Origin of the sequence: Citrifermentans bemidjiense Bem (genome assembly GCF_000020725.1) — a bacterium.
Lineage (GTDB): Bacteria > Desulfobacterota > Desulfuromonadia > Geobacterales > Geobacteraceae > Geomonas > Geomonas bemidjiensis.
In genome coordinates this window covers 4,304,395-4,321,653 of record NC_011146.1, presented here as the reverse complement: position 1 = coordinate 4,321,653, position 17,259 = coordinate 4,304,395, and the positions used below count along the sequence as shown (strand labels likewise).

Here is a 17,259-nt window from a genome sequence, read left to right as displayed (position 1 = left end):
GGTCCGGTCACGGCCATGAAGGTCTTGATGCTGAAAAGCGGCCAGAGCCCGGGGAGCAGGAAGTAAACCCCTTGAATTATGGCGAGGATATCGGCAGTCACAGCCGGCCGTGTTCCGCAAAGCTGTAGAACTCGTTTTCGCCGATGATGATGTGGTCCAGCACCCTGATCCCCAAGAGCTGTCCCGCCTCGCACAGGCGGCGGGTTACTTCCATGTCTTCGGGGCTTGGTGCCGGGTCTCCGGTGGGATGGTTGTGCAAAAGGATCATCGCGGCGGCTGAGTGGCGTACCGCGACGTTGAAGACTTCCCGGGGGTGGACGATGCTCTGGTTCAGCGACCCTTCAGAGATCTGGGCGCGGGAGATGATGCGGTTCTTGCCGTCCAGAAGCAGCGCCATGAACTGCTCCTTGTGCCTGTCCCTGAATTCCGGGTTCAGGTGCTCGAAGACTTGGGACGCGGAGGTGAAGCGGGTGAGTGACTCGATGGGGCGGCGGTCTCTTTCCTTGATGCGCCGGGCAAGGTCGAGCGCCGCCAAGATACAGGTGGCCTTGGCGGGGCCGATCCCTTTCACCTTCTGGAGCTCGCTGCAGGAGGCGTCGGCCAAAAGGCTCAGCGAGCCGAACTGGAGCATCAGCTCGCGCCCCAAATCGAGGGCGCTGCGTCTGCTGGCTGCGTCGCCGCTTTTCAGGATCAAGGCGAGGAGTTCCGCCTCGGAGAGGAACGACACTCCATGCTGCATGAGCTTCTCCCGAGGCCGCTCTTTCTCGGGCCAGCACTTGATTCCGCCGCTCATATGACCTCCCCCGCCGGGTACCCGGCGGAAAAAAACAAAGGTCAATCATAACCGAAGAGGGGGAGTTTGCCAGGCGCAGCAAAAACTAGAAGATAGGGAAGAAGATCAGGGCGAGGGCGCCGCCGCCGGCGATAATGCGGTACCAGACGAAGGGGTAGAGGGAGTCGCGCTGCACCAGCTTCAGCAGGAAAGCGACGCTCAAAAAGCCGAACACGGCGGAGGTGGAGATGCCGATCAGAAGCGGGAGCTCTTCGCCGGCGGGGATTCCCGTCTGCACCAGGTGCCCCACCTTCAAAAGGGCGGCGCCGGCTACGATGGGAAGGGAGATGAGGAAGGAGAAGCGGGCCGCCGACTCGCGGTGAAAGCCGAGAAGCAGGGCCGCCGTGATGGTGATCCCGGAGCGGGAGACCCCCGGCAGCAGTGCCAGGCATTGGGCCAGCCCGATCACCACGGCGCACTTCAGGGTGAGCCGGTCCACCCTCCAGCGCTTGGCGCCGGCGGTGTCGGCGAAAGCGAGCACAAGGCCGAAAAAGACGAGGAGCGCCGCTATGGTCGCCGGGCTTTTGCGGAACATCTCGTCTATCGGCCCCTCCAGCATCTTTCCCGCTATCGCCGCGGGTATGGTGGCCGCAATGATGTAAAAAGGAAGCCGCCGCGCCGGGGTGTTGAGCCCGCTGCGGCAGGCAGCTACGAAGTTGCCGGTCAGCTCGAGAATGTCGCGCCAGAAGTAGAGGGCCAAGGCGAGGAAGGTTCCGATATGGAGCGCAACGTCGAAGGTGAGTCCCGACTCGGGCCAGTTCAGGAATTTCGGGATCAAGATGAGATGGGCAGAGCTGCTGATGGGGAGGACTTCGGTCAGTCCCTGCAGCGTTCCCAGTATTGCGGCATGTAGAGGGTTCATGCGTCTAACTCCCTGTTGGTAAACGATTCGGCACGATAAGCGAAACCGGCACAGAAATCAAGAGGTAAACGGAACCGGACTAATTAGAGTAGGTGCATTACATATTTCATGGTTTAATATTTGTTACAAATATGTTACACGTGCAGAGTTTTGAACACAATCGGCCGCAGGCCGCTACTCGGAGGGACGAAATGTTTGGGTTGATACCGAAGGAAGAGAAGTTTTTCGCCATGTTCAGGGACATGTCTCACAACATCATTGAGGGTGCGCAACTCTTGAAGGACATGCTGGACAACTTCGACGACCCGGTGGCGAGCCAGCGCAAGATCAAAGAGATCGAGCACAAGGGCGACACCATCACCCACGACATCATCAAAAAGCTGAACAAGAGCTTCATCACCCCCTTCGACCGGGAAGACATCTACGCCCTCTCCTCGGCGCTGGACGACATCCTCGACCTGATCGATGCTTCGGCGCAGCGCTTCGTCATGTACAACGTAGAGAAGCCGACCCCCGAATCGAAGGAACTTGCCTTCCTCATCCTCAAGTCCTGCCAGACCATCGACAAGACGGTGGCACTCCTGGGCGGGAAGCTCGAGCCGATCAGCGCCTACTGCATCGAGGTAAACGCCTTGGAGAACGAAGCGGACCGCGTCTGCCGCGAGGCGATCAGCCGCCTCTTCGCCCAGGAGAAGGACCCGATCCAGCTCATCAAATGGAAAGAGATTTACGAGACCCTGGAAACCGCGACGGACAAATGCGAGGACGCAGCCAACATCCTGGAAAGCGTGGTGGTAAAAAATGCCTGAGGTCACATTAGTCTTGCTGGTTGCGGTAATAGCCGCGGCGCTTCTGTTCGACTACATAAACGGCTTCCACGATACGGCCAACGCCATCGCCACCTGCGTTTCCACCCGCGCCCTCACGGTCAGGACCGCCATCTTCATGGCTGCCGGCCTCAACTTCGTCGGGGCCATGATCTCGACCAAGGTGGCCGCGACCATAGGGAAGGGGATCGTGGACGCCAACAATATCACCCAGGTGGTGGTGCTGGCCGGGATCCTGGGGGCGATCATCTGGAACCTGATCACCTGGTACTACGGCCTTCCCTCCTCCTCCTCGCACGCCATCATCGGCGGGCTGGCGGGTTCGGTCGTGGCGCATGCCGGCACCTCCGCGCTGCACTGGGCCGGGTTGAAGAAGATCATCACCGTGCTGATTCTCTCCCCGGTGGTCGGCGCCTTCTTCGGCTTTCTCTTCATGGTCATCATGATGTGGACCTTCAGGAACAAGGCCCCCTACACGCTCAACAAGGTGTTCCGCAAGCTGCAGATCCTCTCCGCAGCCGTCATGGCCTTCTCCCACGGCACTGCCGACGCGCAGAAGTCCATGGGGGTCATCACCATGGCGCTGGTCAGCTACGGCAGCCTCGCTACCTTCGAGGTTCCCAACTGGGTGAAGCTTTCCTGTGCGGTTGCCATGGGTCTTGGCACGGCGGCGGGCGGTTGGAGGATCATCAAGACGGTGGGGCACGATTTCGTCAAGCTGCAGCCGGTGCACGGCTTCTGCGTCGAGACCGCTTCGGCGGCGGTTATCCTGGGCGCTTCCGCCATGGGGCTTCCCACCTCGACCACGCACGTGATCACCTCGTCCATCCTGGGGGTGGGGCTGACCAAGAGGATCTCCGCCGTCAACTGGGGTGTCGCCTCCCGCATCGTCACGGCCTGGGTCATCACCATACCAGCCTCGGCAAGCGTCGGCTTTGTGAGCTACATGGTATTCTCGCCGTTTCTTGGGAAGTAAAAAGGGAAACAGATAACGAAGTGACTTCGGGAGCGGTTGAGAAACCGCTCCCGATTTTTTTTACGCGGGATTAATCCAGTTCCTCTCCGACCTCCGCCATCTCCTCGGCGATTTCGGCCTGGGCCGCGTCCTTTGAGCGGAAGCGGAGCACCAGGTAATAGCAGAGGAAGTAAGCGATGACGGCGCATATGAAGCCGATCAGAGAAGAGCCAAGGATGAGGGATTTGGCGTAACGCTCCAGGTTGTGCCATTCCAATCCCTTGATCTTGAACTCGGTGATGCGAGCGCCGGTCAGGAACGCGCCGAGCTTGTAGCTCACGCCTAGTATCGGGACGATGGTGATCGGGGTGTTGACCCAGGCGCCGGTGACGCAGGTGAGCTTGTTGAGCCTGAAGATAAAGGCGGCCGCGATGGCCAGGGGAGTGTGCAGACCGAAGAAGGGGGTAAAGCTGATGAATACGCCGACTGCAAAGCCGGCTGCAATGTGCCCCGGATGGCTGTCCAGCGAGAGTATGCTGTAGATCCTTTTTTTCCAGAGCTCTTTGTTAAACAACAGTTCACCTCAAAATTTCGGCACAGTCTAAGGTCCCTCCCTCTCTTTGTCAATTCATTTGAGCTATGACAGCAAGGTCAACTGAATTGCCATGGTCAAGGAATCATGTTAGTATCCCTTGCTTTTACTAAACCAACTAGATGGTGTTCTGATGCGCAAGGAACTGCTTAAAAAGGTAAAACGGGTCGTGGTGAAGATCGGATCCGGCGTCCTGACCGGCGAAAACGGCGGGGTCGATCCGCGCTTCCTGGACGGGCTCGCGGCGCAGGTCGCGGAGTTGAGCGGACAGGGGACCGAGGTGGTGATCGTCTCCTCCGGGGCCGTGGCGGCAGGGCGCCAGGCGCTGGGGCTCCCGGACCGCCCGAGGACCCTTCCGCAGAAGCAGGCCGCAGCCGCGGTGGGGCAGTCCCGGTTGATGCGGGCGTACGAGGAGGCCTTCTCCTCCTATGACCTCAAGGTGGCCCAGATACTTCTGACGCGCGACGACCTGGCCAACAGGCGCCGCTTCCAGAACGCCCGCGGGACCCTGGACACCCTTTTGGCCTGCGGCATCATCCCGGTCATCAACGAAAACGATACGGTCGTGGTCGACGAGCTCAAGTTCGGCGACAACGACAACCTTTCGGCGCTGGTGACCAACCTGGTCGAGGCGCAGCTCCTTTTGATCATGACCGACATCGACGGCCTCTACACCGCCGACCCGCGCACCGACCCGAACGCCACCCTGATCCACCAGGTGGGAGCGGTGACCCGGGAGCTTGAGCGCGGCGCCGGCGGCAGCGGCACCAGCGTCGGCACCGGCGGCATGGCCACGAAGCTCGCCGCGGCCAAGAAGGTGGTCAAGTCCGGTGTGGCGGCCATCATCTTCGCCGGGCGTGGGGAGCGCACGCTTTCGCGCGTGATGAAGGGGGAGCTCCTTGGCACCCTGTTCCTGCCGGCCGGCGAGTCGCTGAACCGGCGCAAGCACTGGATCGCCTTCACCATCAAGCCCGCGGGCTCCATCGTCGTCGACGCGGGGGCGCGCGACGTCCTCTCCCGGCACGGCAGGAGCTTGCTTCCTTCCGGTATCGCCCAGGTCGAGGGGCGCTTTGACCGCGGCGCCTGCGTCCGGGTGCTCGATCCAGAGGGTGTGGAGTTCGCGCGCGGCATCACCGATTATTCGAGCCAAGAGGTGGAAAAGATCCGCGGGCACCAAAGCAGCGAGATCGAGGGGATCCTCGGTTTCCGCTACGGCGATGACGTCATCCACCGGGACAATTTGGTCCTTTTGTAATTGATCCCTCCCCCTCCCTTGACGGGCCTGCGCGCCGTAGCGCTTCGGCCCGCGAAGGCGTGAGGGGGCCGGGGGGTGGGTGAAGCCGGCAGCGTCTAAAATGATGGCACCTACCCCCACCCCTTAACCCCCTCCCGCCAGGGGAGGGGGTTAAGGGGTGGGCTCCTGCAGGAGAATAAGGAGGAACTACATAATGTCAGTTGCCGAACAGATCCGCACCATCGCCGCCGAGGCCAGGCAGGCTTCCTTCGCCATGGCGAAGCTTGCCTCTGCCGCCAAGGACCAACTGCTCCTGGATATGGCGCTCGCGCTCATCAACGATGCGCCGCACATCATAGAGGAAAACAAGAAGGACCTGGAGGCGGGGCAGGAACGGGGGCTATCGGCAGCGATGCTGGACCGCCTGATGCTGAACGAGGCGCGGGTCAAGGGAATGGCGGACGCCATCCGCGAGGTGGCGCAGCTCCCCGACCCGGTCGGCGAGGTGACGGGGATGTGGAAGCGCCCCAACGACCTGATGGTCGGAAAGATGCGCATCCCGCTCGGCGTCATCGGCATTATCTACGAGTCGCGCCCGAACGTCACCTCGGACGCCGCCGCCCTTTGCCTCAAAAGCGGCAACGCCGTGGTCCTGCGCGGCGGCTCCGAGGCGATCCACTCCAACCTCGCTATCGCCACCATACTGAAGGCGCAGCTCGCCAAGCACGGCATCCCGGCCGCCGCCCTCTCGCTGATCCCGTTCGTGGAGCGCGAAGGGGTGACCGAGATGCTCAAGCAGGAGGAGTTCATCGACGTCATCATCCCCCGCGGTGGCGAGAGCCTGATCCGCTTCGTGGTGGAAAACTCCAAAATCCCGGTGATCAAGCACTACAAGGGTGTCTGCCACATCTTCGTCGACGCCACGGCCGACTTCGAGATGGCGCGCGAGATCATCGTCAACGCCAAGACCCAGCGCCCCGGCGTCTGCAACGCACTGGAAACGCTTCTGATCCATAAGGACATAGCGGAGACCTTCGTCCCCTTCATCTACGAGGCCCTTTCCTCCCTCAAGGTGGAGCTTCGCGGTGACAAGACCTTCCGGCAGTTCGCCCCCAAGGCGGCGAAGGCGACCGAGGAGGACTGGTACGCCGAGTACCTGGAGCTGATCCTGGCGGCGGCGGTCGTCGACGGCCTAGACGCGGCCATCGACCACATCAACCGCTACAGCTCGCTGCACACCGAGTCCATCATCACCGGCGACTACGCGAACTCCCAGCGCTTCATCCGCGAGGTGAACTCCGGCGTGGTCATGGTCAACGCCTCCACCCGCTTCTCGGACGGAAACCAGCTGGGCCTAGGCGCGGAGATCGGCATCTCCACCACTAAGCTGCACTCGTTCGGGCCGATGGGGCTCACCGACCTGACCACCACCAAGTTCATCGTCTACGGCTCCGGGCAAGTGCGCCCCTGACCAAAGGAAACGCCAGATGAGACTGGGGATTCTGGGGGGGACCTTCAACCCCATCCATAACGCCCACCTGCGCATCGCGGAGGAGGCGCGCGACCTCTACCAGTTGGACCGGGTCGTCTTCATCCCGGCTGCTACCCCGCCGCACAAGCCGCTGGTGGGGGAGCTCTCCTTCGCGAGCCGCCTGGAGATGGTGCGCCTGGCGGTGGCCGACAACCCGGGCTTCATGGTCTCCGACATGGAGGGGGTGCGCGGCGGGCGCTCCTACTCCATCGACACGCTGCGCGAGCTGAAGGCGCGGTACCCGGACGACGACCTCTTCTTCATCGTCGGGGCCGACTCATTCAACGACATCTCCACCTGGAGGGAATACGAAGCGATATTCGAGCTTTGCAACGTGATCAGCGTGCAGCGCCCGGGTTCCACCATCACCAGCCTCGCCGAGGCCCTACCTGTTGCCATAGCTGGCGAGTTCTGCTATGATCCGGCCGCTAAACGGCTGAATCACTGCTCTGGCCACGCAGTTTACGCGCTGGACGGGGTCCTTTTGGACATCTCCTCCAGCCACATCCGCCTGTCGGTCCAAGGCGGCCGCTCGATCAGGTATCTGCTTCCGGATGCCGTCGAGCACTACATAAAGGAACAGAGGTTATACGTTGATGCAAGATAAGGAAATTTTGACGGCCGAAGAGCGTGCCATCAAGTGTGCGGCATTCGCTCTCGACAAGAAGGCGCTCGACGTCAAGGTGCTCGAAATCAAGAAGATCTCCAGCATCGCCGATTATCTGGTGCTCGCCACCGGGCGCTCGGACCGTCAGGTGATGGCGATGGCCGACTCGGTCAAGCAGAGTATGAAGCCCTTCGACCGGCCGATAGACATGGAAGGTTACGAGCAGGGACGCTGGGTGGTCATCGACTACGGCGACGTCATCGTGCATCTCTTCCTGGAAGAGGTCCGCAAGATCTACAACCTGGACGAACTCTGGCAAAGGGCTCCCCAGATCGAGATCCCCGAGGAGTACCTTTGGGAGAATAAAGGGGCATGAGGCTGAAGCTCCTTTGGGTCGGCAAGACCCAGGAGAGCTGGGTCAGGACCGGTATCGAGGAGTACGCCGGAAGGATCAGGCGCTACCTACCGCTCGAGATCCTGGAGGCCCGGGAGGAAAAGGGGGCGCAGGCCGCCGCGATGCGGGAGCGGGAATGCGAGCGCCTGGCGAAGCTGATCCCCAAAGGGGGAAGGCTGGTGCTCCTGGACGAGCGGGGGGAGGCGATGACCTCCCCGGAGCTGGCCTCCTTCCTTTCCAAAAACCGCGACCAGGGAACGCAGGATCTGGTCTTCGCCATCGGAGGGGCCTATGGCTTCACCGACCAGTTCCGCAGCCAGGCCTTCAAGTCGATATCGCTTTCCCGCATGACCCTCACCCACCAGATGGTAAGGGTCTTCCTGCTGGAACAGATCTACCGCGGCTTCACCATCATTAACTGCGAGCCGTATCATCATGAGTAGCTAAAGGGTTGTTATGTAAAAAAGGGTGAAGGTCAACTTCACCTTTTTTAATTGGTCTCACAAAATCTAATGAGGGAGAAAAGCCATGCCTAAGAAGCCTCTGCTCTTGATGATCCTCGATGGCTGGGGGATCAATTCCGACACCGAGTCCAACGCCATCGCGCAGGCAAAGACCCCGAACATGACCCGGCTTACCGCCGAATACCCCAGCGGCACCATCGACGGCTCCGGCATGTCGGTCGGCCTTCCTGCGGGCCAGATGGGGAACTCCGAGGTGGGGCACACCAACATCGGCGCGGGGCGCGTGGTGTACCAGGACCTGACCCGGATCAGCAAGTCCATCGACGACGGTGACTTTTTCCATAACCCGGTCCTTCTGGACTGCATGAAGAAGGCGGTGCAGGGAAGCGGCAGGCTGCACCTGGCGGGGCTTCTTTCAGACGGCGGCGTGCACTCCCACGACACCCACCTCTACGCGCTGATCGACATGGCGAAGCGAAACGGCGTGCGCGAGGTCTTCGTCCACTGCCTTTTGGACGGCCGCGACACCCCTCCTCAGAGCGGCATCGATTACCTTAAGCGGCTTGAGGCGGAGATGGCGCGCTTTTCCTTCGGCAAGATCGCCACGGTGATCGGGCGCTACTACGCCATGGACCGCGACAACCGCTGGGATCGGGTGGAGCAGGCCTATCGCGCCATCGTGTCGGGGGTGGGGAAACCGTACCCGTCCGCCGCCGCGGCCATAGAGCAAAGCTACCAAGGCGGGGTCAACGACGAGTTTGTGCTTCCCAGCGTCATCATGCAAGGGGGCGCACCGGTGGGGAGGCTCGGCGACGGGGACGGCTTCATCTTCTTCAACTTCCGCTCCGACCGCGCCCGCGAGATCACCCGCGCCTTCACCGACCCCGGCTTCGACGGGTTCAAAAGGGAGGAATGGCCTAAGCTCGCCTCCTACGTCTGCATGACCAGCTACGACGAGACCTTTGGTCTTCCGGTCGCCTTCGGAAACGAGGAACTGGTCAATATCTTCCCCGAGGTGATCAGCAACGCCGGGCTCACCCAGTTGAGGATCGCCGAGACCGAGAAGTACGCGCACGTCACCTTCTTCTTCAACGGCGGCAGGGAGAACCCCTTTCCCGGCGAGGACCGCGCCCTGATCCCTTCGCCGAAGGAAGTCGCCACCTACGACCAGAAGCCCGAGATGAGCGCCTACCTCGTGACCGAGGAACTCCTGAAGCGGCTCGACGAGGACAAGTACGACGTGGTCATTCTCAACTTCGCCAACGCCGACATGGTAGGGCATACCGGTATCCTCCCCGCGGCGGTGAAGGCGGTCGAGGCGGTCGACGAATGCGTCGGGAAGTTGGTGGCGAAGGTGCGGGAAAAGGGTGGCATCGCCCTTATCACCGCCGACCACGGCAACGCCGAGATGATGAAGGACGAACAGGGCGGGCCGCACACGGCGCACACCTGCGAGATGGCTCCGGTGGTTCTGGTGGACGATTCCCGCAAGGGGGCAAAGCTCAGGAAAGGGGTGTTGGCGGACCTGGCTCCGACCATGCTGGAATTGCTCGGTCTCCAGCAGCCCTCGGAGATGGGCGGCAAGAGCCTGCTGGTAGATTAAAGACAAAAACGGAGAAAACGCATGAAGATCCTGGCAATCAACGGTAGCCCCAGGGGCATGAACGGCACTACGGGGCGTCTTTTGGAAGAGGTAATGGCGGGAGCCGTCCAGGCGGGCGCGGACATAGAGATCGTGACGCTGGCCCAGACGCCGGTCAAACCCTGTGTCGCCTGCGACGTCTGCCACAAGGTCGGCACCTGTCCGGTGAAGGACGAGTTCGAGGAGATCAAGCAGAAGCTAGTCGCCGCCGACGCCTTCATTCTGGCCACCCCGAATTATCTCCTCAGCATCACCGCGCAGTTGAAGGCGTTTCTGGATCGCTGCAACGGGCTCATCCACCTGACCGCTCTGGAAGGAAAGTACGCGGCGCTGGTGGAGACCTCCGGCGGGGGCGGTGACGAGGACGTGCTGGAGTACATGCAGAAGATCGTCAACGCCATGGGGGCGCAGAGTGTAGGGAGCATCGGTTCCCCCGGCGCGGGGCACCGAGTGTTTCCGGATCAGGACGCCCTGTTCCAGAAGGCACGTACCCTGGGGAAGGAGCTTTGCGACAGCGTTCGCGAGAAGCGACACTTCCCCGAGCAGGACGAGTGGCGTCTCGGCTTCAAGGCGCGCATGGAGCAGCTGATCGGCTACGTAGGCGAGGTCTGGCCCTACGAGCAGCAGATTGTGGCGAAGCGGTAGCGGACTTTCACCAATCAAATCAAGCCCTTCCCAGCTCTCCCCCTCCCTGGACGGGAGGGGGCAGGGGGGTGGGTGAACTTGCCAGTATCGTGAAGGTCGGCACCTGCCCCCACCCCCTAACCCCACCCGCGAGGGGAGGGGGGACTTGTGACGCTGGGTGTTGGCGTATTTAAGAAAGACGAGATAAACGGAGGTAGAGAATGAGCAACACCGAAGAATTGAACGATTGGAGCTACGGCCATAAATGCAACAAGGCGGTGGAAAACCTGAAGAAGAACGGTTTCGAAGCCCTTTACTGCCATGATAGCCAGGAAGTGTTCCACTACATCCTTAACGAGGCGCAAGCTGCGCAGAGCGTCGGGTTCGGCGGATCGCTGTCGGTAGCCGACCTGAAGTTGGCGGACAAGCTGAAGGGAATGGGGAAGGAAATCCTGAACCACGGCGCCCCCGACCTTGCACCGGAGGAAAGGCTGGCGATCACCAAGAAGCAGCTGACCTGCGACCTCTTTCTCACCGGTAGCAACGCCGTGACCCTCTCCGGGATACTGGTGAACGTCGACGGCAACGGCAACAGGGCCGCCGCCATGTTCTACGGGCCGCAGAAGGTGATCGTGGTCGTAGGGCGGAACAAGCTGGTGGACGGCGGCGTGGAAGAAGCGATGCAAAGGATCAAGACCTTTGCCGCCCCGCCCAACGCCAAGCGCCTGAACCTTTCCACCCCCTGTGCCAGCACCGGTTTCTGCTCCGACTGCAACTCGCCGCAGCGGATCTGCCGGGTGACCACCATCATCGAGAAGAAGCCGCGCAACACCGACATCCGGGTGCTCGTGGTGAACGAGGACATGGGGCTGTAAAACCTAAACCATTAGCAAGGAGAAAATCTGAGGACATCTGAGAGAAGCCAGGGAGAGAATCAAAACCTGCAGGTTTCACAGAAGTTCTCAGATTTTCTCAGTGGCCAACGGTTTTGTTTCTCCTGTCTTTTCTCAGCCTTAAGGGAGGAAGCATGTTCTTTCGCCCGCTGCTGGATCTCTTTTTTCCTCCACTTTGCCACGTCTGCCGGGCGTTCATCCCCGAGGCCGGCGAACTCTTCATCTGCGCCGACTGCCTCGACAAAGTCACTTTCCTGACAACCCCGCTCTGCACCATATGCGGCGCTCCCTTCGCCACCGATAAGGGCTCAAACCACACCTGCGGCGCCTGCCTGCTCCATCCCCCTTTCCACACCTGCCGCTCCGCGCTCATTCTTGAAGGGGCGGTACAGCAGCTGATCCACCGGTTCAAGTACGGCGGTCGCGTGCAGCTGGCGCTTCCTTTAGGGCTTCTCGCCGCATCGGCTTTGACGGATTTCTGCGCCGAGGCGGCGCCGGACCTGATCGTCCCCGTGCCGCTGCACAAAAAGAGGTTGAGGCAGCGGGGTTACAACCAGTCCCAGCTGATAGCGCAGGTGTTGGCGAAGAAACTGAAGCTGCCGGTAGAGGTGGGGAACCTGCGGCGACTGCGCTGGACCGAGCCGCAGACGACCCTTGACGCGACGAAGAGGGTGGTGAACGTGAAAGGGGCTTTTGTGGTGCGGGAGGCACGGCGTCTGGAAGGAAAGCGGGTCTTGCTGGTGGATGACGTCCTCACCACCGGGAGCACCATGCGGGCCTGCGTCGACGCACTCTTGCGGGCGGAAGTCTCGGCGGTAGCCGCCGTAACCGTCGCCCGCGGGGTACAACCATGAACCAAGAAGCAAAACCAAAAGGCTTTCACCACAGAGGATCACAGAGGAAAACCAAAGGCAGGAAAATCACAAAGCTTTTTTGGGGTAAACCAAAGGCTTTAGTTTTTTGCCTTCCTCTGTGATTCCTCTGTGTACCTCTGTGGTGAGTGCCTTTGCTTTTCCACGAAAAACCTCTGTGACCTCCGTGGACCTTCGAGACCTCTGTGTTCCGCCTTTCTAAGGTTTTCCGAAGAACCCTTTCAGCTTCTCGCAGAGCATCGCCTCTTCCCCCCGCACCACCTCGACACCGTGCAGTGCAGTCAGGAAGATCTTCCCGTAGTTCTTGGTCAAGACCCGCGAGTCGAGTATCAGCACGGCACCCCGGTCCTCTTTGCTCCTGATCAGCCTCCCGAACCCCTGCTTGAACTTGATCACCGCCTGGGGGACCGTGTAGCTCATGAAGGGATCTCCCCCCAGCGCCGCGATGTGCTCGCTCCTCGCCTCCAGGATCGGCTCGGTCGGAACCCGGAAGGGAAGCCGGGTGATGACCACCAGCTCCAGCCCACGCCCCTGCACGTCCACCCCTTCCCAGAAGGAATCGGTGCCGAAAAGGACCGGGTTGACCGCGCTGCGGTAGTTGGACAGAAGCATGTGGCGGTTGGTCTCTCCCTGGCGCATCGGGGTGAGCCCCGCGGCCTTGAGTGGCTTCGCCAGGCGGTTGAAGACCCGGATCAACAGATCGTACGAGGTGAAAAGAACGAAGGCGCGCCCCTGCGAGATCTTGAGCGCCTTCAAAAGGAGCTCGCAAAGCCTTCCCTCGAAAAGGGGCGAGGTCGGCTCGGGCATGTCCGAGGGGGCGCCGACCAGCGCCTGCCGGGCGTAGTCGAAGGGTGAGGGGAGAAGCAGCGTGCTGACGCGCTCCTTGGGAAGGAGCTCGATCCCCGTCCTGCGCTTCAAGAAGTCGAACTTTTCCCCCACCGCGAGCGTGGCCGAGGTGAGCACCACGGTCTTGAAGCGGTCCAGGATCGCTTTCTTGATCGATTCGGCCACTTCCAGCGGCGAGCAGCAGAGCTTTACCAGGGGGCCTTTCCTCAGCTCGAACCAGCGGCAGTGCTCCTCTTCGCGCGCGGTAAAGAAGCGGAGCGCGTCGACCGCGCATTCCACCCGCCCCTTCACCCCCCGAAGGTCGGTGAGCGGCCCGGCGAGCTTCTCCAGCACCTTGTCGGAGAGCTTCTCGCATTGCTTCAGGAAGGTCTGCATGGCGAGCGCGTACTCGGAGAGCGCCTGGCACATGATCTCGACCTGTTCGGTCACCTCCTGCCAAAGCGGCGTCCCGTACAAGGCGGGGGTTACCCGCAGCTTTTGTTCGCCCGCCTCCTTCTTGAGTTTTTGGAACAGGGACTCGCCGATTACATCCATCCCCCGGGTCACCGCGTCGAGTACGGACACCCTCCTCGGGATCAGCCGGTCCTCGAGGACCTCGGCGATCTCCAGGTAGATGTCGTCCTGGTCATCCGGGACGGCGGACGAAAGGAGGGAAGAGAGCTGCGGCAGGATGCCGCGGTGCGCCTTTTTGGGGTGTTGCAGTTTCCCCAGGAGCTTGACGAGCCCCAGGCGCGAGACCTGGCTGGAGAGGAAGTTGGTGGCAACATCCTCAAGGTGGTGCCCCTCGTCGAAGATGAGCCGATGGAACGGGGGGAGGATGGCGGTTGCGTCGTAGCCTGTTTCCTGACGCACGGAAAGGTCGGCCAAAAGCAGGGCGTGGTTCACCACCAGGAGGTCGGCGCCGGCAGCCTCACGCCTGGCCTTGTAGAAGAAGCAGCGGGCGTAATCGGGGCACCTCACCCGGCCGCACTGATCCGACTCGCAGCAAAGCTCCTCCCAGACCTCATCCTTCGGTATGAAGGCCAGGTCCGAGCGGCAGCCGTCGTCGGTCTTCTTGCTCCAGGAGACGATGGCGTCGAGCTCGCGCGCGGTCTCGTCCTTGAAAAGCGAGGCGTCGGCGGCGTTCACGTGGAGTTTTCTGAGGCAGAGGTAGTTGCCGCGTCCTTTCACCAGGACGGCGCGGAACTTGATCTGGGCGTGCTGCTGCAGGAAGGGGATGTCCTTCTGGATCAGCTGCTCCTGGAGGTTGATGGTGTTGGTGGATACCACCACCCGTTCCTTGTTGCGCACCGACCAAAGCGCCGCCGGAAGGAGATAGGCGAGCGACTTTCCCGTCCCGGTCCCCGCCTCGACCACGGCGACCTTCTCGTCGTTGAACGCCTCGGAGAGGTTTAGCGCCATCCGGGTCTGCTCGGGGCGGTGCTCGTAGCCGGGGAGCGCCTGCGACAGCACCCCGTCCGGCGCGTAGAACCGCTCGATCTCCGGGTAGGAGAGCGATTCCACCACCTTGCGGGAGAAGGGGGCGACGACCTGATTGCAGCGGTCGGCCTGGTTGTTGACGATGTAAAAGCCCACCCCCTGGTTTCCCAAGAGCGACGCGATCTCGATGTCGGGCTGGGAGGGGGTGAGGTTGCCTGATGGGTGGTTGTGGATCACCACGTCGCCGAAGGAGCAGGCGATCATGATGGCGGGTACCGCGTCGCGGTTGCCGCGCGCCAGGGGCTCGACCTCAACGACGATGCGCGCCTCGTCGGTCCGCCCAAGGAAGAAGACTTCGTTGCCGTTTGCCTCGTCGATTGCGCTGCGGAGCTGCTGGATGGCCTGATCGGAGAAAGACTTTTGCATGACCGGTCGAAGATACAGGCTTTGCCCTGGGGAGGCAACCGAAAAGGGGGGAGGGAAGCTCTCCCTTTCCCAATCCCCTGCAGATATGTTAGAAGAGACACCGAGGAGATTTCATGTCGCGCTACAACGCATTTTCCGATGAGCTGAAAAGGGTATTCGGCTGCAAGGTGCAGAGGCTGTCGGTCGACGCCGGGTTCACCTGCCCCAACCGCGACGGGAAGGTCGGGACGCAGGGGTGCATCTTCTGCGGCGGCAAGGGGTCTGGTTCCTACGGCATCCTGCAGGAGGCCGGCGTCGCCCAGCAGCTCGAACACGCCAAGGAGGTGATGGTCCGCAAGTACAAGGCGGCCCGCTTCATCGCCTACTTCCAGTCCTACTCGAACACCTACGCACCGGTCGAGCGGCTGAAGGCGCTTTACGACGAGGCTTTGAGCGTCCCGGACGTGGTCGGTCTCATCGTCGGCACCCGCCCCGACTGCCTCCCCGAAGCTACCCTCGACCTCCTCGCCTCTTACGCCCGGCGCACCTACTTCTGGTTGGAGCTGGGGCTGCAGTCCCACCTGGACCGCACCCTCGCCGCCATAGGGCGCGGGCACGACCGCGCCTCCTTCGAGAGCGCGCTCAAGGGGTGCCGGGAGCGCGGCATCCGGGTCTGCGCCCACGTCATCCTGGGGCTGCCGGGGGAGAGCCGGGAGGAGATGCTCTCCTGCGCCGAGTACCTGAACCGGCAAGGGGTGGACGGCGTCAAGGTCCACCTGCTGCACGTCATGCGCGGCACCCGCCTGGCCGAGCAGTACGAGGGTGGGGAGGTCACGATTTTGGATCGGGACAGCTACGTGGGGCTCGTCTGCGATTTTCTGGAGCGGCTCGATCCGCGCATCGTGGTGCAGCGGCTGACCGGCGACGGGAACCGGCGCGACCTGATTGCCCCCCTCTGGTCCCTGGCCAAGTTCGAGGTGCTTAACTGCATCGACAACGAGCTGAAGAGAAGGGGGACCCGGCAGGGGGGCAGATTAAGCGAAAACCTCCCGCCTTTGTTCTCCCCCTCCCTTGACGGGAGGGGGCAGGGGGGTGGGTGAATTGGCCATAACATCGGACGTGGCACCTACCCCCACCCCTTGACCCCCTCCCGCAGGGGGAGGGGGGACTGCTTCCTTTTATTATTTTGGTTCCCCTGCCCCTAGTCCCCTGCCCCTGCCTTCAGCCCCTAGCCCTTTCCGGTTAAATATGCTTAACTCTTCCCTGTGTTTGCGGTCGACTTTACCTTTGCCACCAGGGGAGCCATGGAAATTTCGGGCGAAATCAGATCCTTCGAGGAGTTCCGCAGGCTGATCAAAAAGACCAACCCCGGCTCCTGGAACTTCTTCAGGGGGGAAAGCCGGGACTTCTATTCCCTCATCCCGAAGATAGGGCGCCTCACCAAGGAGCCCCCGGCCCGCGGCGGCAAGACCGACCGGCGCATGCCCGCGGACATCTATGGGGAGTACGAGGCGCTGCAGGAATTCAAGAAATCGGGACGGCACATGGTGGAGGTGCAGCCGGCGACGGAATGGGAATGGCTGGCCTTAGCCCAGCACCACGGCCTCCCCACCAGGCTCCTCGACTGGTCGGTGAACCCCCTCATCGCCCTGTACTTCGCCGTCGCCGACCCCTACGCCGACCTCGACCTAAAGAAGGACCAGCTCTCCCACCCGGAATATTGCGGCGGCGCCGCCTTCTACATTGCCCACACCATGTACGGCCTCTCCGAGATAGACGAGAAGACGAGCCCTTTCGAGGCCGGAACCTGCTTCTTCTCGGCCCCGGTCATCGCCTCCCGCATCAAGGCCCAAAGCGGTGTCTTCTCCGTGTTGAAGGATCCCTGGAAATCGCTGGAGCTGCAGCTCTCGGAAAAGGAGCACATCCGCAAGTACCGGATCCCCTTCCAAAACCGCACCTTCCTCGCCCAGGAGCTGAAGCTCTTGGGGATGAACCACGCGTTCGTCTTCGCCGACCTGGACGGGCTGGCCCGCTACATCCAGGAAAAGGTCTCGGACAAGACCGACCCGCAGCACTCTCTGGCCGCCCGCCACGTCTAACCTCGCGCCCCCTCGCAAAAAACTCCGGTCAAAAAGTTGACTGCCGCCCGTAGCCAAAAATGACGGCGGTACATGGCGGACCGCATCAAGGAAAAAGGCGGCCTCGGGCCTTCAAGTGCCGTATTTACTAGGGATTTTCCAATTCCGCACTCTTATCACCG

Annotated in this window: 17 protein-coding genes; 13 read left to right on the top strand and 4 right to left on the bottom strand. The window is 61.7% G+C overall.

Annotated elements, in window-relative coordinates; translation table 11 throughout:
* Positions 1-97 precede the first annotated feature (97 nt).
* Together radC and uppP are read right to left on the bottom strand one after the other, a co-directional pair.
* Positions 98-793 carry a RadC family protein gene (gene radC, locus GBEM_RS18890; RefSeq protein ID WP_012532212.1) on the bottom strand — a complete coding sequence of 232 codons (696 nt, stop codon included), beginning with the start codon at positions 791-793 and terminating at the stop codon, positions 98-100.
* 85 nt (positions 794-878) lie between these two features.
* Positions 879-1,694 carry an undecaprenyl-diphosphatase UppP gene (gene uppP, locus GBEM_RS18885; protein ID WP_012532211.1) on the bottom strand — a complete coding sequence of 272 codons (816 nt, stop codon included), beginning with the start codon at positions 1,692-1,694 and terminating at the stop codon, positions 879-881.
* A 191-nt stretch (positions 1,695-1,885) separates the two neighbouring features.
* Between uppP and GBEM_RS18880 the strand changes: the two genes are divergently transcribed.
* Both GBEM_RS18880 and GBEM_RS18875 read left to right on the top strand, forming a co-directional pair.
* Entirely contained in the window at positions 1,886-2,503 is a 618-nt protein-coding gene (locus GBEM_RS18880; RefSeq protein ID WP_012532210.1) for a DUF47 domain-containing protein, read from the top strand.
* Positions 2,496-3,497 carry an inorganic phosphate transporter gene (locus GBEM_RS18875; protein WP_012532209.1) on the top strand — a complete coding sequence of 334 codons (1,002 nt, stop codon included), beginning with the start codon at positions 2,496-2,498 and terminating at the stop codon, positions 3,495-3,497. The genes GBEM_RS18880 and GBEM_RS18875 overlap by 8 nt, the downstream gene beginning before the upstream one ends.
* Positions 3,498-3,567: 70 nt before the next feature.
* Here the strand turns inward: GBEM_RS18875 and GBEM_RS18870 are convergent, their stop codons facing one another.
* A complete protein-coding gene (locus GBEM_RS18870) occupies positions 3,568-4,050 on the bottom strand; it encodes a DUF2062 domain-containing protein (RefSeq protein ID WP_012532208.1) in 483 nt (160 codons plus the stop codon).
* Positions 4,051-4,201: 151 nt separating this feature from the next.
* Between GBEM_RS18870 and proB the strand changes: the two genes are divergently transcribed.
* The 9 genes from proB (at position 4,202) to GBEM_RS18825 (ending at position 12,311) form a co-directional block, all read left to right on the top strand.
* Positions 4,202-5,323: a glutamate 5-kinase gene (proB, locus tag GBEM_RS18865; protein WP_012532207.1), complete on the top strand. Its 1,122-nt coding sequence runs from the start codon at positions 4,202-4,204 to the stop codon at positions 5,321-5,323.
* 193 nt (positions 5,324-5,516) lie between these two features.
* A complete protein-coding gene (locus GBEM_RS18860; RefSeq protein WP_012532206.1) occupies positions 5,517-6,773 on the top strand; it encodes a glutamate-5-semialdehyde dehydrogenase in 1,257 nt (418 codons plus the stop codon).
* 16 nt (positions 6,774-6,789) lie between these two features.
* Positions 6,790-7,440, top strand: coding sequence for a nicotinate-nucleotide adenylyltransferase (gene nadD, locus GBEM_RS18855; RefSeq protein ID WP_012532205.1), 651 nt, complete (start codon positions 6,790-6,792; stop codon positions 7,438-7,440).
* A complete protein-coding gene (gene rsfS, locus GBEM_RS18850) occupies positions 7,430-7,816 on the top strand; it encodes a ribosome silencing factor (RefSeq protein ID WP_012532204.1) in 387 nt (128 codons plus the stop codon). Before nadD ends, rsfS begins: the two co-directional genes overlap by 11 nt.
* Positions 7,813-8,277 carry a 23S rRNA (pseudouridine(1915)-N(3))-methyltransferase RlmH gene (locus tag GBEM_RS18845; RefSeq protein WP_012532203.1) on the top strand — a complete coding sequence of 155 codons (465 nt, stop codon included), beginning with the start codon at positions 7,813-7,815 and terminating at the stop codon, positions 8,275-8,277. The genes rsfS and GBEM_RS18845 overlap by 4 nt, the downstream gene beginning before the upstream one ends.
* A gap of 85 nt (positions 8,278-8,362) precedes the next feature.
* Positions 8,363-9,901, top strand: coding sequence for a 2,3-bisphosphoglycerate-independent phosphoglycerate mutase (gene gpmI / locus GBEM_RS18840; RefSeq protein ID WP_012532202.1), 1,539 nt, complete (start codon positions 8,363-8,365; stop codon positions 9,899-9,901).
* 21 nt (positions 9,902-9,922) lie between these two features.
* Positions 9,923-10,585: a flavodoxin family protein gene (locus tag GBEM_RS18835; RefSeq protein WP_012532201.1), complete on the top strand. Its 663-nt coding sequence runs from the start codon at positions 9,923-9,925 to the stop codon at positions 10,583-10,585.
* A gap of 200 nt (positions 10,586-10,785) precedes the next feature.
* The gene (locus GBEM_RS18830; RefSeq protein WP_012532200.1) at positions 10,786-11,439 is read left to right on the top strand and encodes a lactate utilization protein; all 654 of its coding nucleotides are present in this window, start codon (positions 10,786-10,788) and stop codon (positions 11,437-11,439) included.
* A 152-nt stretch (positions 11,440-11,591) separates the two neighbouring features.
* Positions 11,592-12,311 (top strand): ComF family protein, encoded by a 720-nt coding sequence (locus GBEM_RS18825; RefSeq protein ID WP_012532199.1) that lies wholly within the window; start codon positions 11,592-11,594, stop codon positions 12,309-12,311.
* Positions 12,312-12,527: 216 nt separating this feature from the next.
* Here GBEM_RS18825 and GBEM_RS18820 read toward each other — a convergent pair whose 3' ends face one another.
* Positions 12,528-15,020 (bottom strand): helicase C-terminal domain-containing protein, encoded by a 2,493-nt coding sequence (locus tag GBEM_RS18820; RefSeq protein ID WP_012532198.1) that lies wholly within the window; start codon positions 15,018-15,020, stop codon positions 12,528-12,530.
* A gap of 113 nt (positions 15,021-15,133) precedes the next feature.
* Here GBEM_RS18820 and GBEM_RS18815 point away from each other — a divergent pair, with 113 nt between their 5' ends.
* Both GBEM_RS18815 and GBEM_RS18810 read left to right on the top strand, forming a co-directional pair.
* Positions 15,134-16,099, top strand: a complete 966-nt coding sequence (locus tag GBEM_RS18815; RefSeq protein ID WP_012532197.1) for a TIGR01212 family radical SAM protein — start codon at positions 15,134-15,136, stop codon at positions 16,097-16,099.
* A gap of 204 nt (positions 16,100-16,303) precedes the next feature.
* Positions 16,304-17,098, top strand: a complete 795-nt coding sequence (locus GBEM_RS18810; protein ID WP_012532196.1) for an FRG domain-containing protein — start codon at positions 16,304-16,306, stop codon at positions 17,096-17,098.
* Positions 17,099-17,259: the final 161 nt, after the last annotated feature.